Raw genomic sequence first — 14,572 nt, 5'->3', positions numbered from 1 at the left:
TCACTTTCCTTTCGATTTTTGCTTAGTTTGATCGTCGATCAGGGTTTGTATGCATCTATTGCGCTATTTTTCATTGAACAAAAGAAGTCCTCAATGTAGGAAAAACGGGAGCATTTCTTCCAACAGATATAAAAAAAGAGCTCCACTGCTCTTTGGCAGTAAAGCTCTTTAAAAATTCAACTTAATTTAATTCAATCGCTTCAACCGTTTCCTCAATCTCAATGCTACCTTTTACGGACTGAACCATTGAACAATTCTTGCTGGATAGCTCCAGATTCTTTGAAAGCTTTGCTTCATCTAGGTGAGAGCCTTTCACGACGAAGTGCAAGTGAATCTTCTCAATACGATTCGCTTCTGCTTCGTTACGTGTCACATCAGCCGTTACCTGAATATCCTCATATCCAACTCGCTGCTTATCCAGAATCTTACGATATACAGAAAGACTGCAGCTCGCAATGGAAGACACCATTAACTGGAATGGGCGAAACCCTTTTTCTTCATCTGGTGAAATATCTAATTGACCGAATTCTGTTGAGGTACGAATACCTTCGTTTTTCAAATGAAATTGTAGTTGTGTCATTAAGCTTCACTCCTTATCCATACAGTTAAATTCGTTGATACTTATAGTGTAACCGATCTTAAGGGATTGATAACGTATTTTGCTTACATTTACCCTTCATAACTGTGCTACAGCCATTTATGTGAAACAAGAGAATGATTGGTTTTTTCTTGCTATTTCCAATAACCGTTAGTAGCATAAACAGATGAACACTTTTTGGAGGATGACATCATGCATTCAACACGTTTTCGTTTTACAGTACTCATTCTTTTGGTTTCTATATCAGGCTTTACCCAGGGGATGCTTTTACCGTTAATCGCCGTCATTTTAGAACAAAACGGCGTATCTTCTTCCATTAACGGCCTTCACGCCACTGGTTTATATATCGGTGTTTTACTAGCATCACCTTTCATGGAGAAACCGCTACAGCGAATCGGATTTAAGCCGATGATCTTAATCGGAGGTGGGCTCGTTTTTGTATCGATGGCCTTCTTCCCTTTTTGGGAATCTCTTTGGTTTTGGTTTATCTTGCGTGTAACGATCGGAATAGGAGACCATATGCTCCACTTCGGTACGCAAACCTGGATCACCACAACCTCTCCTGAAGAAAGACGGGGCCGGAATATTGCATTATACGGGTTGTTCTTCGGGGTAGGATTCGCAATCGGGCCGCTTATGACACGACTTGTCGACATTCATATCGCTTTACCGTTCTTACTATCAGCAGGACTTAGCGTACTCGTCTGGTCCCTTATGCTATTTGTTCGAAATCAGTTTCCAGAAGATGATGGGGGCTATACCTCTTCTTCTAGCTCCTTCTCACGGTTCTTTAAGGCCGGGAAACTGGCGTGGGTAGCCTTTTTGCCCCCGTTTGGTTACGGTTTCCTAGAAGCGACTTTGCATGGAAACTTCCCTGTGTATGGCATGCGGATCGGACATGACGTAGACATCTTATCCCTCATTATTCCAATGTTTGCCGTGGGGAGCATCCTTTCTCAACTGCCACTTGGCGTGCTTAGTGATAAAGTCGGCCGAAAGAACGTGCTTGTCGGCGTTATTCTTGCGGGAGTCGTTTGTTTCTTCCTGGCATCCATCTTTGAAGATTCGGTGGGCTGGCTATTTGTTTTATTTACACTTTCAGGTATCTTTGTAGGATCTATCTTCTCTTTAGGGATCTCCTACATGACTGATATCTTACCGAGGAGCTTATTGCCTGCTGGGAACATTATGTGCGGGATTGCCTTTAGTATTGGGAGCATTATCGGACCTTACACAGGTGGGATCTTTATAGACCTGTTCCCAGAAGCATCTTTCTTCCACATTATCACAACAATGCTCATCCTGATTCTGATTCCAATCTCGCTCAAAAAAGAAAAACCACTCTCCAAGCAACACTCGAGAGTCCCTTCAACACAGTAAAGGGTTAAACGGTGTCAGACACACAGCAGCACACTAAAGCACTAAATGGTGTCTGGCACGCTTCGTTCTGGTACAGCACGAAAGAGCCATCCCGATTACATCGGGATGGCTCTTTTTTATTGCCAGGCAACAGGGCTTGGCTGGATGGGTTCAGTAGGTTTAACGGACGCATCTTCCCCAAAGAATTTTTCGGAAAGCCGAGTCAGTGTTCCCTTTCTTCTCAACTCAATCAAGGCTTCATTCAGGTTTTCTTGTAAAGAATAGTCCTCTTTTTTCAGTAGAATTCCATGTTCGGTTGGATTCAGTTTAATATCAGGGTGTAAGACCAGATCATACTGAGGGTATGCCTGAAGTCCGAGCTTGGATAAATAGTAGTCATTGATAATAACATCGAGGATTCCTCTGTGAACATCCTTCAAATAAATTTCGTTTGAAACATTATCATATGTAACCACTCTTGCTCCATAATACCTGGCAATCTCACTAAATGTCGTCGTAGCTTCCCCGCCGGCTTTTTTCTCATCGAGGTCTTCTACAGTCTCAATTCCGCTAAGGTTCTCTTCGCGTACAATCATCGTTGTATAAGAATATTTATAAGGATTGGTAAATAAATAGTTCTCTTTTCGATCCTCATTAATTTGGAAGTCATTGATGGCAGCATCTACCTTACCGCTTTTAATTGCTGCGAACATATCATCGACTCCCATTTCTTTAAAGACGATCTCAATACCCAATTGTTCACCCAGGGCCTCCATCACTTCCACATCATAACCTGTCAGTTCATCAGAATCTTCCGGGGTATAGGAAACCCCCACCAGTGTTCCGGAAGTCCCAACCACAAGCTTCCCTTCTTCCTTTACCTGTTCCCATTTCGTGGGTTCACTCGGGTTTTCAGCACAACCCGATAAGAAAAAGGCGAAGCATAACAAAGCTCCGTACAATAAGCGTTTCAATTTGTTGTCACTCCTCATGATGTCATCCCACTAAATATAGCAACCACCCCTACTGAATTCAAGGCAAATTCACCACTCATTTATAGGCCCAAGCCTATTTCAAATATAAACCTTGACTTCGATCAAAAACGTGCTACTATTAAATTACATACTACATTATAATAATTCTAAATAAGAATCATTATCACTATTAATTAAGCCTTTCATAAACATAAAAAATCCATATGAGATAAATGAAAAGAGTTTTCATTCTCAATTAAAAAAGGAGAGTTGAGAAAATGTCAGCCGAATCTAAACCAATGAGCGCCTCCTCCACCACCCATACCTCAGTGGGCTTACCAACTTTTATGAATACGTTAAAAGAACATGGTGAGTTAATTGCAGCGATTCTAAGCGGAATCATTATTCTGACTGCGTGGCTTTCTGAAAGCACATTTAGCCAACCTGTTACCGTTAGTTTGTATGTGATCGCCTTTATTATTGGCGGTTTCGCTAAAGCAAAAGAAGGCATAGAAGAAACAATCGAGGACCGGGACTTGAATGTTGAAATGCTGATGATCTTTGCAGCAATTGGGTCAGCTTCCATCGGCTATTGGACTGAAGGGGCTGTTTTAATCTTTATCTTCGCCATGAGCGGGGCACTTGAGACGTATACGATGAACAAAAGCCAGCGAGAGATTTCCTCTTTAATGGACCTTCAGCCAGAAGAGGCCCTTCGCGTCCGAAGCGGGAAACAAGAGCTGGTTCACGTATCAGAACTTGCAGTTGGAGACCATATCCTTGTTAAAGCAGGAGAGCGCGTCCCTTCTGATGGAGAAATTATAAAAGGAAACACCTCACTAGACGAAGCAGCCATTACAGGTGAATCCGTGCCTGTGTCTAAAGAAATTGGTGCAGAAGTTTTTGCTGGAACAGTGAACATAAACGGAAGTATTACCGTTCAGATTACAAAACCATCTAATGAAACGCTTTTCCAGAAAATCATCCAACTTGTTCAGTCTGCTCAAAGTGAAAAATCCCCTTCTCAGCTTTTCATTGAGCGTTTTGAAGGAACCTACGTGAAGGTTGTGTTAGTGGCAGTAGCTCTTATGATGTTTATCCCCCATTATGCTTTTGGGTGGAGCTGGCAAGACACGATTTATAGAGCGATGATTCTCCTTGTTGTTGCGTCACCTTGTGCGCTTGTCGCATCGATCATGCCAGCAACACTATCTGCCATTTCAAACGGAGCGCGACACGGAATCCTGTTTAAAGGCGGTGTCCACCTGGAGAACTTATCTCACCTACAGGCCATTGCTTTCGACAAAACGGGCACTTTAACGAACGGAAAGCCAGTCGTAACAGACACGTATTTCCGCTCAGAAACGGAAGACCTTCTTCCTGTCTTAACGTCGATCGAACGAGAATCGAATCACCCTCTTGCTCAAGCCATTGTGAAATACGGAGAAACAAATGGGGCAAAAGAGCATCTCGAAGTGTTCGATATGACCGATGTATCAGGTAGTGGTGTAACAGCTAAAGTATTCGGAAAAGAATGGAAGATCGGGAAAGCTGCTTTCGTGGGAGAAGAAGAAGCATTTCGCTTCCAAGATGGCATAGCAGAGACTCTCGCTAAAGAAGGAAAAACGTTAACCTTTATCGCCGATGAAGACGGCATTGCAGGTCTTGTCGCCCTTAAAGATACCATCCGACAAGATACAAAACGCGCTATTCAAACATTACGCCAAAACGGGATCTATACAGTGATGCTGACTGGGGACCACGAGACAACGGCCAAAGCGATCGCTGCCGAATGTGGTATTGATAATTATGTAGCTGAGTGTCTCCCTGAAGACAAAGTCGAACAAGTTAAACTCCTTCGTCAATCATTTGATCAAGTGGCGATGGTTGGAGATGGGATTAATGACGCACCTGCCCTTGCCACAGCTAACGTTGGGATTGCGATGGGAGAAGGAACAGACGTCGCGCTTGAAACAGCCGATGTTGTTCTTATGAAAAACGATTTACCTAAAATCTCAAACGCTCTAAACCTTTCCACAAAAATGAACCGAATCGTTAAACAAAATGTGATTTTCTCGATCCTGGTTATTATGCTTTTAATTATTTCGAATTTCCTACAGTTTCTCAACCTCCCTCTTGGTGTGGTAGGTCATGAAGGAAGCACCATTCTCGTTATATTAAACGGACTAAGGTTATTACGATCTTAATACGAAAAAGCCCTGCTACGTTTTGTAGCAGGGCTTTTCTTATAGGAGAGAAGCCTATTTTTCAGGCTCACCCTCTATTTTTAATGGAAGTTATTCTTTTTGTTCGCAGAACTGCTTGTTTTGTGCTTTGAGTCATCAGACGTTTGCTTGTTCTGGTTTTTATCGCTGCGTGCTTTTTGGTTACGTTTGTTATTAGCCATTCGTCATCAACCTCCCTCTCGTGAAGTCCTCCTTAGAATGCGCGTTTAAGAGGTACTTTATGTACGAAGGAAGGAGTTACCGTTTAAACCATTGCCGCTCTCGAAGCATCGCATTGATTTCTCCACCAAGGATAATGACAACCCCCGAAAGGTAAAACCAAATCATAAGAATAATAACTGCCCCTAAGCTTCCATAGGTAGCTGAATAATTGCTCACCCCTGAATTCACATAAAAGGAAAACCCGAGTGACGCGGCCTGCCAGGTCACTGTCGCAAATACAGCGCCGAGAAACGATTGTCTGATATTCACATGGTGGTTCGGTGCCAAGATATATAAAGACATAAGTACAAGTAGAAATAACGTAGAGGATATCACCCACCTAAGGGCGTTCCAAATCGCTAAGAAGTCCTCAGATACTCCAAACCATGAAAAAATATAGACCCCTATCGCTTTCCCGAATACCGGAAGCATTAGTGCGACAAGAATAACAATAAACATCGCAATCGTTAGTACGATAGCGATCATCCGACTCTTAATAAAAGAACGATCCTCATCTACCTCATAAGCTCTGTTAAAGGCCCGCATTACAGCATTGGTACCATTCGAAGCAGACCATAATGTTGCAATTAAACCAACGGATAACAACCCCGAATTTTTCGTTTCGAGATTCGAAGTCAATAAGTCCATTGCTTCACTCGGAATATACCGAGACATCGCCAAGACGATATCTTCAATGGAAATGGGTAAATAAGCCATCAACGCAATTAAGAAAATCATAAACGGAAAGATAGATAACAGAAAGAAATAAGCCAATTGAGCCGCAAGCCCAGCTACCTCATGCTCTGAGAAGCGATGAAACAAATCTTTCCCGAACCTAATAATAGTCGACAAAATATCCCCCTACCTCACGTGAGAATAATAGAGTATTCCTACTCCGTAGATTCTTCGCTTTGGCTTTCGATCTTCTCTAGAAAGTCATTTAACTGATCCAGGATACGAACAGCCTGCTCAGAACCTGTAGTTACAGCTTGCGCCACATGCTCATATTTCAAACGAAGGTCATGCACGGCATCAGACGGGTGTGATGCATAGGCTTTTACCTTCTCACTCGTTTGTTTTACACATGTAACTGCCTCGGAACGTGTATCTTGATCAAAAAGCGCGTATGCTACACCCACTAAAGCGCCCACTAATAAACCTTTACCTAATTTAGATTCTCCCATGGGATCTCCTCCTATTTTATAACTGATAGGCTTCTTTTATGTCAGCTAAAAGATTCTCACAGCCTTTTTGAACTAACTCATACACTTCTTCAAAATTACCTGTAAAGTAAGGGTCTGGTACATCTTTCGAGTCACTGTCATACACGTAATCCATAAACGTAGCCACGACCACACCTTCATCAAATGACCTTAACGACTCGAGGTCGCTGTAATTCTGACGATCCATCGCAATAATGTAATCAAACTCATCCCAATCCGAAATAGCCACCTGTCGTGCTGTCATTCCTTCATATGAGACACCCTCAAGATCTAACATCCTCCGCGTATCCAGATGGGGAGGCTTTCCCTCATGCCAATTTCCCGTACCAGCTGAGTCGATCCGGAACTGTCCCCCCAGTCCTTCTTTCTCTGTTAAATTTCTAAACACCGCCTCAGCCATCGGAGAGCGACAAATGTTTCCAAGACATACAAACAATACGTTAATCAAACGATCACCTTCTTCTTTCATTCATTCTTCTTTTATTATATAAAATCCTCTACCCAATTACACATCATAGCTCTTTTCGTGAACTTATGAAAATTTTTAACGCGAGATCCCTTGACATTCACGCTAATTTTTCAGAATATTTATACTATACAAAAAAAGGAGGTCAGGTACTTATGCAAGAAAAGGTTTTGAAAGTCTTGGAAGATATAAGTGGATTTGTATGGGGAGTACCGCTTCTTGTTCTGTTAGTCGGAACAGGAATATACTTAACGATTCGCTTAGGTTTCTTACAATTACGTATGCTTCCCTACGCCCTCCAGCTTGCTTTTAGCCCGAATAAGCAAGACAAAAAATCAAAAGGGGATATCTCTCACTACCAATCATTAACGACCGCTTTAGCGGCTACCATTGGAACAGGGAATATCGCTGGTGTAGCTGGGGCCGTATTATTAGGAGGACCTGGCGCTATTTTTTGGATGTGGATTACAGCCCTATTTGGTATGGCAACCAAATACGCAGAGGCAATCCTTGCGGTTAAATATCGCGTTACAGACAAAGATGGGAAGATGTCCGGTGGTCCTATGTACTACCTTGAAAAGGGACTAAAAGCTAAGCCCCTTGGCATTTTATTTGCCTTCTTTGGTTCGATCGCCGCTTTTGGAATCGGGAATATGGCTCAGTCTAACACGTTAGCCGATGCCGTAGATACCACGTTTAATGTCCCGACTTGGCTAACTGGAATTATCCTAACAGCTTTAACCATCCTTGTTGTTCTAGGTGGAATTAAGAGTATCGGAAAAGTGACTTCTTTCTTTGTACCGATAATGGCAGTGTTCTACATTATTGCAGGTCTTATTATTATTATTTTAAATTTAGATCTTGTGGGCCCTGCCTTCGCAACTATCTTTAGAAGTGCCTTTACCGGAGAAGCTGCTGTCGGGGGAGCAATCGGGAGTGCAATCCGATACGGAGTAGCACGAGGAGTATTCTCAAATGAAGCAGGTCTTGGTTCCGCACCAATAGCGGCCGCTGCTGCCAAAACAGATTACCCAGGTCGTCAGGCCCTTGTTTCCATGACACAGGTCTTCCTTGATACGATTCTGGTTTGTACCATTACTGGACTCACTATTGTGATGGCGGACCTTTATACAGGAAACATTGACGGCGCCGATCTAACAAGTGCATCTTTCGAGAAATTCTTAGGTAACACTGGTTCGATCATCGTCGCAATTGGATTAGTCTTCTTTACATTCTCAACCATCGTCGGCTGGTCCTACTACGGGGAGAAATGCTTTGGGTATTTAACAAAAGAACGAATGCTACCAGCATACCGTCTTGTGTTTATTGCCTTTGTATTCGTCGGAGCTGTCGTAAAGATCGACATCGTTTGGACATTTGCTGATATCATGAACGGCCTAATGGCTGCACCAAACTTAATCGGTCTCCTTGGACTATCTGGCGTTGTCGTTTCCGAGACAAAACGATTCATGAGAGTCGCCAAAGAAGAACGACAAGCAAACTCAAAAGCACAAGTGCCCGGTTAGCAACGTATGGACTGGACTGAACCAGCGCGAGATAAAGGAAACACGATGAGCCTTGGCGAATCGATGTTGACTTATCGACCAGAGGTGAGGGAAGTCCACTAGTTGCTGGGCACTGGAGCTGGATGTAATCAAAAGCGCAAGTACCCGGTTAGCAACGTATAGACTCGACTGAGCCGGCGCGAGATAAAGGAAACACAAAAAGAGCATCCCTCCAAGGATGCTCTTTTTTCCTATAATTCTTAAGACCGAGGTCCCACATCTTTAATCGTAAATTGATCAATTAAATTCACTTGAATGGTGGCTTCTCCGTCTCCAAAGACCTTCTCTTTATAGTAAAGTTTCTCTCCCTTTTCCTCTTCACCACCAATGGTTTCTTCCTGATCCCAATTCACGTCCCAGCCAATTTGCTCCGAATAACTTTCAGCACGAACCGTTACATTGGCTTCTTCAGGAAGGTCTAACACCATACTTCTAGCTTCATCAATCATCCAATCGCCTGTAATCGTGCCAGTATTCAGGTTTATATCGCCTATGGATCCGCGAATCTCAACATCCACATCCTCTGGCAGAGAAATTGTTCGATTATAGAACGTTCGACTGTGATACAGACCGTCTTTAGAAGCACCTTGCAATAAACGAATATACATTTTGTCTCCCACTACATTTACAGAAGCTACATCGCTCTTTTCGATATCTGCTGATTTTTGAAAATCCGATCTGAACGTCCCAAATATATGAAGCTCCCGGGCATTATTCGTTTCAATGGCGAGATCATTATACGATTCTTCTAAAATAACCGTATCAATTTCTTCAGTCACCTTCTCCTTGAAAGACGGCAAAGAACCTTCCTCCCAGTCCGTATGCATGGCCCCCTTCACCTCATTAACTAAACCAAGGGAAGTCATTAAGTAGAGCCCAATCGCCACGGTTCCGAGTACTCCAATAAAGAAGATCGATAAGATATCATATTGAACGACCGGCTTTTCCTTCTTAGATAAGACAATATAGACCAATACTTCAACACCAAGTACGATTAAAATAAATGGCCACCAAGACATCGTTAAGGTTACAGGATCCCATTCTGTAAACTGACCAACCATAAGTAAAGCCCCTAAAAAGATAAGGGCAAGCCCCATCGATATTGTTCCGACTCTCCACTTCCTCATTTGCCTACCTCCTCATTCTTTACTTTCGAACCTAGTAATAGCTTGATTCCTCCGCCTATAAAGAGAAGGCAAACGATAATCATTTGGAAATAGCGTTCATAATAATAGTAAAGGTTAACTTGAAACGTCTCTCGTATTTCATCCGCTAAGACAGGCATGAGCACATCGTCTAACATGTAGAAGAATCCTAGCAGGATAAGCACAATACCAATCCAGCGCTGGTGATTGATAAAGTATTTAATGACCGGCACATCTTCAATCGCTTCATCTTCGTATCGGCTAGCAAGCTGAAGAGTATCAAAGAAGCTGAAGAACCAAATAATTGGAATCAGGAATAAGAAAATGGATAGATTCAATACATCGAGAATGTAAATCGATAATAAGAACGCCGCCATCAGTTGAAGTCCTCTGCGCTGTAACCCTAAGTACATATGACCCGCACCAGGGAAGATCCCAAGCAACGTGGCAATGACGCGGCTCTTCTTCCCACTGTCGCGATGACGATCGAAATCTTCTAGAATTGTCCGATCCTCTAGCGGCTCTCCATTATCTTTTTGGTTTAACAATTGAATCACATCAAATAATCCGTAAATCCAAATAATCGGAAGGGCCAATAGGAAGATTAAGAAACCTCCTGTGCTCGTTATAGCGGTAACAAAGAAGATCATCGTTCCAACTCCCAGGAAACCCGTTAAAAAGGTTAGCCCTCGCTGATTCAAACCAAGATAAAAGTGACCGACGCCTGGGATAAAAGATAGGAGAATCGTGCCCAATCGCTCCTGGCTTTCAGGTTGCGTGGCACTTGTTTCGTACCCTGTTTTATGAGATTCTTTCTCCCCTTTCTCTAATCTTCTCATAGCAAAAATCATATCTACCATGTTAGCCAGCCATACCAGACAGGCTAACGAGAAGGGAACAAGAAACAATGGGTCACCAGTCATCACAGCTGCACCTGCAGTAAGCACTAGCAAAGAAAAGAATAGCCCCCCAAACATCAATCCTTTCAATTTCCGTCCAAGATAAAGCTGCCCAAACCCTGGAACGAACGATAAAAAGAAGGCTAGAATTATTGATTTATTCATCTACATCACTCCCCATTTCTTCATTTACTTTCTGAAGTAAGCGATCGGTCTCACTTACAATATTTTTTGAGATGGAAGGTCTTTCTTTGAACGTATCCTCATCGAATACATGAATGACCTGCTCAAACGCACCTGACACCATCAAAACAAGCGTTAAACCAGCTGCGAGTCCGTAATGCATCAACGTGCGTTTTTGCTTTTGAACAGAGGTTCGTTTGACCTCAACTGTAGGCATAACTTGTTTCTCTATAATTTGATCAATCGTTTGATCAGTAAAATCATCAGCGAGTGATGGTTCCAATGTCCAGCTTTCTAGTTCCGTCATGTAAGCTTCAAAGCAAGAATCACATGTGTCTAAGTGTTCCTCTATGGCCATGCGCTCATTTTCGCCCAGTTGATCAAGAACATAGGCTTCTAATTGTGTCGTCTCAATATGCTTCATTAAAACTCATCCTCCTTCCAATGTTGTTTCATCCACTTCCTTGCCCGGTATAAGCGCATTTCTACGGTTTTCTCTTCCAGCGCCTGCTCTCTGGCGATCTCCCTGTAAGACTTCCCATCTATGTAATACGCCTGAACGACACCTTGATAATTTGCAGGTAACGATTGAATCGACTGGGACACAGCCGTAACTTTCTCATGTTCAAGCCAAACTTGTTCAGCACTTTTGCTTCGCTCATATTCAAGCACGTCATGAGACAAATCTTCTTTCTGCCTGGCTTTCTTTCTCTTAAAGTCAATCGCTTTGTTCATCGCAATTCGACTTAGCCAGGTCTTAAACCCTTGCGACTGATAGGAGGGGAGCGCATCTACCATCTTCATAAACGTCTCCTGCGCCAGATCTTCAGCCTCTTTCTCATCCCGAACGACACTGTAGGTCACTTTGAACACGTGCCCTTTGTAGCGCTCAATCAATAGTCTAAGCGCCTGCTGATGACCTGCTTTTACCTTTTCAATTAACCGCTCATCCTGAATTAAGCTCCCCTCCCTTCTCTTTAAATCCACCCTTATAGACGAAGCATACACGAAATCCCCTACACTTTTTAGGAAAATTTTTAAAATAGACGTTCGTATGCATCTTAAAGCACAAAAAAGCTCAGGATAATATCCTGAGCTTTGGAAGATGATTCGTTTACTACAATCTAGGTTAACGATTCGATACATGCAGGTCCTTCATTCTTCGCATGATTCACATACGTACTGACTGGATAAGCATCTAAAGCGTCCATTTGAAGATTAATCAGATAGTCATGAAGCTCGTTTACATCTCGCTTCTTCTGCTCCATCCACCATGCCTCATCTTCTCTCGGTAAAATAACAGGCATACGGCTATGAATCGGTTCCATGAACTCATTCGCTTCCTTCGTTAAGATTGTACAGGTGACGAGCTCCTCATCCCCTTGTTTAAAGCGGTCCCATAGACCAGCAAACGCAAAGAAGGATCGATCTTCAGGGAAAATACGATAAGGTTGTTTCTGACCATTTTCCTTCTTCCATTCATAGAAACTATCGGCTAAGATCAGGCACCTTTTTCTTTCTAATAACCGTTTAAAACTCGGTTTTTCATGAGCCGTTTCAGATCTTGCGTTAATCATTTTGTAGCCAATAGAAGGATCCTTCGCCCACACAGGCACGAGCCCCCACTTCAGTTGGCCAATCCGGTTCTTCTCTCCGTCATTTACAACCGTTACGACTTGTTGACCAGGTGCAATGTTATATCGCGGTTCTATCCAGGAATCACCAGGAGCGATCCCATACGCTTTTAAGATCTCATGCTCTTCTGCTGTAAAAGTAAATCGACCACACATCCCATACCGCTCCTTTCTATTTAATGGTAGTGTAAGCATTTTACAAATAGATTTCAACTCGCAGCTCCACCGTTAGAAGGAGGGCGAAATGATCTGGATGTTTTATATTTTTAGTGATAGAATTTTTAGACATCGAAATTAAGGAGGCACAACATGGACCAACGTTCTAGACTAAGGTTGCTTCTTGGAGCAGCTTTTCTGATGGCCACTTCTGCAATTGGCCCAGGATTCCTCACTCAAACCACCACATTCACAGAACAACTCGCAGCAAATTTTGGTTTTGTTATTCTCATCTCTATTATTATCGACATTGGCGCTCAACTTAATATATGGCGCATTATTTCTGTAAGCGGTAAGCCCGCACAGGATATCGCGAACAGCGTCCTCCCAGGGCTCGGCTTCGTTCTTTCGATTCTGATTGTACTAGGAGGACTTGCTTTTAACATTGGTAATATTGCCGGGGCTGGATTAGGGACGAATGTATTGTTTGGCCTTTCTCCTAAGATCGGAGCATTATTTAGCGGGATTGTAGCGATCGGAATCTTCCTCGTTCGAGAAGCCGAGAAATTAATGGATCGGTTCGCTCAAATTCTAGGATTTATTATGATCGGCCTTACCATCTACGTGATGTTTACAGCCCAACCACCCGTCGGAGAAGCCGTAATCCGATCCGTCGCACCTGAGAAAATTAACTTTCTTGCCATCGTAACACTCGTTGGAGGTACCGTTGGAGGATACATAACGTTCGCAGGTGGGCACCGCCTTCTTGAAGCAGGTATTAAAGGAAAAGAATCACTTGGTTACGTCAATCGAAGCGCGATCTCCGCCATCAGCATTGCATCCATTATGCGAATCTTTTTGTTCCTCGCAGCTCTTGGTGTAGTCGCTCAAGGAATTACATTGGACCCAAGCAACCCACCCGCTTCCGTATTCCAAGCAGCAGCAGGAAACGTTGGGTACAAAATTTTCGGCGTCATTATGTGGTCAGCAGCCGTAACGTCCGTAGTTGGAGCTGCCTATACATCCGTTTCCTTCATTAAAACATTCAGCCCGTTCATTGAACGAAATCAAAAATGGATTATCGTCGGATTTATTGCCGTATCTACCCTTGTCTTTAGCTTAGTTGGGAAACCTGTAAGCTTATTGATCTTGGCCGGCTCATTGAATGGACTCATCTTACCACTATCACTCGGGGTTATCTTGATCGCCGCGCATAAAAAGTCTGTTGTCGGTGATTATAAGCATCCCGTATGGTTAACGATCTTCGGTGGATTTATCGTAGTCGCCATGGCTTATATGGGTGTAATTTCCCTATTTGAAGGAATGAGTTCGTTGCTTTAAACACCGGTAAACATGCATAGAGCAAAAAAGCCGCTTCCCATCCCGGAAGCGGCTTTTTCTGACGACCTCTGTTCATCCAAATAAGGAAAAAAGCCCCTCTCAAGCATAGAGGGGCAGTATTTATCCATATTTCTTTTGATGTTCTTTCTTATAAGCTAAGTACTCCTCATCATTGCGTACTGTTTTCCACTTTTCTTCAAAGATACGAGCAGATTCTGCTTTCTCCTCATCAATGTCTCTTTCGTTCAAATTGCCATCCTTGTCATATTTCTTACCACCCTTGTAGTTGGCATACCTTCTTGCGCGTGTGTATCCCATTTGGGTATACTTACGAGCCATATCCATTCCTACAATGTCTTCTTCTTTTTTATACTTTTGAAAGAGTTCATAGATTTTATCAGCAGACTCTTGGGCAACATCAGGTGTTTTAAATCGCCAATGGGGCAGAATTTCACTCTTGTACGGCTCTACCATTAACACGCCTTGCTCTCCCCTGCCCACCCGGTAAAGGTCTGGACGTTTTCGAAAATCAATCTGATCAAAGTCCATGTCATAGTCAAAGCTCATAGAACAACCCTCCTC

At 43.0% G+C, this 14,572-nt stretch carries 15 protein-coding genes; 4 read left to right on the top strand and 11 right to left on the bottom strand.

The annotated features are described in order from the left end of the window. Positions 1-181 precede the first annotated feature (181 nt). Positions 182-580, bottom strand: a complete 399-nt coding sequence (locus QNI29_RS02660; protein WP_231419278.1) for an OsmC family protein — start codon at positions 578-580, stop codon at positions 182-184. 210 nt (positions 581-790) lie between these two features. On the opposite strand from QNI29_RS02660, the gene QNI29_RS02655 reads away from it, so the two are divergent. Next, complete coding sequence (locus tag QNI29_RS02655) at positions 791-1,978, top strand: MFS transporter (RefSeq protein ID WP_231419277.1); 1,188 nt, start codon at positions 791-793, stop codon at positions 1,976-1,978. Positions 1,979-2,094: 116 nt separating this feature from the next. Here QNI29_RS02655 and QNI29_RS02650 read toward each other — a convergent pair whose 3' ends face one another. Next, positions 2,095-2,931, bottom strand: coding sequence for a transporter substrate-binding domain-containing protein (locus QNI29_RS02650; protein WP_231419276.1), 837 nt, complete (start codon positions 2,929-2,931; stop codon positions 2,095-2,097). A 278-nt stretch (positions 2,932-3,209) separates the two neighbouring features. Between QNI29_RS02650 and QNI29_RS02645 the strand changes: the two genes are divergently transcribed. Then, complete coding sequence (locus QNI29_RS02645) at positions 3,210-5,138, top strand: heavy metal translocating P-type ATPase (RefSeq protein WP_231419275.1); 1,929 nt, start codon at positions 3,210-3,212, stop codon at positions 5,136-5,138. 276 nt (positions 5,139-5,414) lie between these two features. Here the strand turns inward: QNI29_RS02645 and QNI29_RS02640 are convergent, their stop codons facing one another. Genes QNI29_RS02640 through QNI29_RS02630 form a run of 3 tightly spaced genes read right to left on the bottom strand, consistent with a single transcriptional unit; the run spans position 5,415 to position 7,070 of the window. After that, complete coding sequence (locus QNI29_RS02640) at positions 5,415-6,230, bottom strand: YihY/virulence factor BrkB family protein (RefSeq protein WP_231419274.1); 816 nt, start codon at positions 6,228-6,230, stop codon at positions 5,415-5,417. Positions 6,231-6,268: 38 nt separating this feature from the next. Further along, positions 6,269-6,562, bottom strand: a complete 294-nt coding sequence (locus QNI29_RS02635; protein ID WP_231419271.1) for a YtxH domain-containing protein — start codon at positions 6,560-6,562, stop codon at positions 6,269-6,271. A gap of 16 nt (positions 6,563-6,578) precedes the next feature. Next, the gene (locus tag QNI29_RS02630) at positions 6,579-7,070 is read right to left on the bottom strand and encodes a low molecular weight protein-tyrosine-phosphatase (protein WP_284526754.1); all 492 of its coding nucleotides are present in this window, start codon (positions 7,068-7,070) and stop codon (positions 6,579-6,581) included. A gap of 152 nt (positions 7,071-7,222) precedes the next feature. Here QNI29_RS02630 and QNI29_RS02625 point away from each other — a divergent pair, with 152 nt between their 5' ends. Further along, positions 7,223-8,593 (top strand): alanine/glycine:cation symporter family protein, encoded by a 1,371-nt coding sequence (locus QNI29_RS02625; RefSeq protein WP_231419269.1) that lies wholly within the window; start codon positions 7,223-7,225, stop codon positions 8,591-8,593. A gap of 239 nt (positions 8,594-8,832) precedes the next feature. Here the strand turns inward: QNI29_RS02625 and QNI29_RS02620 are convergent, their stop codons facing one another. The 5 genes from QNI29_RS02620 to QNI29_RS02600 all read right to left on the bottom strand — a co-directional run bounded on the left by QNI29_RS02620 (position 8,833) and on the right by QNI29_RS02600 (position 12,649). Next, positions 8,833-9,759 (bottom strand): LiaF transmembrane domain-containing protein, encoded by a 927-nt coding sequence (locus QNI29_RS02620; RefSeq protein ID WP_231419267.1) that lies wholly within the window; start codon positions 9,757-9,759, stop codon positions 8,833-8,835. After that, positions 9,756-10,841, bottom strand: coding sequence for a hypothetical protein (locus QNI29_RS02615; RefSeq protein ID WP_231419265.1), 1,086 nt, complete (start codon positions 10,839-10,841; stop codon positions 9,756-9,758). Before QNI29_RS02615 ends, QNI29_RS02620 begins: the two co-directional genes overlap by 4 nt. Further along, positions 10,834-11,283, bottom strand: coding sequence for a zf-HC2 domain-containing protein (locus QNI29_RS02610; RefSeq protein WP_231419263.1), 450 nt, complete (start codon positions 11,281-11,283; stop codon positions 10,834-10,836). Before QNI29_RS02610 ends, QNI29_RS02615 begins: the two co-directional genes overlap by 8 nt. Beyond that, on the bottom strand, positions 11,283-11,867 hold the full coding sequence (locus QNI29_RS02605; RefSeq protein ID WP_284526753.1) for an RNA polymerase sigma factor: 585 nt from the start codon (positions 11,865-11,867) through the stop codon (positions 11,283-11,285). The genes QNI29_RS02610 and QNI29_RS02605 overlap by 1 nt, the downstream gene beginning before the upstream one ends. A 116-nt stretch (positions 11,868-11,983) precedes the next feature. Next, positions 11,984-12,649 (bottom strand): SOS response-associated peptidase, encoded by a 666-nt coding sequence (locus tag QNI29_RS02600; protein ID WP_231419259.1) that lies wholly within the window; start codon positions 12,647-12,649, stop codon positions 11,984-11,986. Between the two features lie 153 nt (positions 12,650-12,802). On the opposite strand from QNI29_RS02600, the gene QNI29_RS02595 reads away from it, so the two are divergent. Further along, a complete protein-coding gene (locus QNI29_RS02595) occupies positions 12,803-13,990 on the top strand; it encodes an NRAMP family divalent metal transporter (protein WP_231419258.1) in 1,188 nt (395 codons plus the stop codon). Positions 13,991-14,110: 120 nt separating this feature from the next. On the opposite strand, the gene QNI29_RS02590 is transcribed toward QNI29_RS02595, so the two are convergent. After that, positions 14,111-14,557, bottom strand: coding sequence for a DUF4385 domain-containing protein (locus QNI29_RS02590; protein WP_231419256.1), 447 nt, complete (start codon positions 14,555-14,557; stop codon positions 14,111-14,113). Positions 14,558-14,572 lie beyond the last annotated feature (15 nt).

The sequence above is a fragment of the Pontibacillus chungwhensis genome (assembly GCF_030166655.1).
GTDB lineage: Bacteria > Bacillota > Bacilli > Bacillales > BH030062 > Pontibacillus.
Note: the sequence above shows the minus strand (reverse complement) of the source record. Positions and strands in the feature narration are given on the sequence as shown.

Coding starts and splice junctions, on each gene's coding strand:
- QNI29_RS02620 (WP_231419267.1), bottom strand. CDS start 9,759: ATGAGGAAGTGGAGAGTCGGAACAATATCGATGGGGCTTGCCCTTATC.
- QNI29_RS02625 (WP_231419269.1), top strand. CDS start 7,223: ATGCAAGAAAAGGTTTTGAAAGTCTTGGAAGATATAAGTGGATTTGTA.
- QNI29_RS02610 (WP_231419263.1), bottom strand. CDS start 11,283: ATGAAGCATATTGAGACGACACAATTAGAAGCCTATGTTCTTGATCAA.
- QNI29_RS02600 (WP_231419259.1), bottom strand. CDS start 12,649: ATGTGTGGTCGATTTACTTTTACAGCAGAAGAGCATGAGATCTTAAAA.
- QNI29_RS02645 (WP_231419275.1), top strand. CDS start 3,210: ATGTCAGCCGAATCTAAACCAATGAGCGCCTCCTCCACCACCCATACC.
- QNI29_RS02655 (WP_231419277.1), top strand. CDS start 791: ATGCATTCAACACGTTTTCGTTTTACAGTACTCATTCTTTTGGTTTCT.
- QNI29_RS02630 (WP_284526754.1), bottom strand. CDS start 7,070: ATGAAAGAAGAAGGTGATCGTTTGATTAACGTATTGTTTGTATGTCTT.
- QNI29_RS02660 (WP_231419278.1), bottom strand. CDS start 580: ATGACACAACTACAATTTCATTTGAAAAACGAAGGTATTCGTACCTCA.
- QNI29_RS02635 (WP_231419271.1), bottom strand. CDS start 6,562: ATGGGAGAATCTAAATTAGGTAAAGGTTTATTAGTGGGCGCTTTAGTG.
- QNI29_RS02595 (WP_231419258.1), top strand. CDS start 12,803: ATGGACCAACGTTCTAGACTAAGGTTGCTTCTTGGAGCAGCTTTTCTG.
- QNI29_RS02615 (WP_231419265.1), bottom strand. CDS start 10,841: ATGAATAAATCAATAATTCTAGCCTTCTTTTTATCGTTCGTTCCAGGG.
- QNI29_RS02590 (WP_231419256.1), bottom strand. CDS start 14,557: ATGAGCTTTGACTATGACATGGACTTTGATCAGATTGATTTTCGAAAA.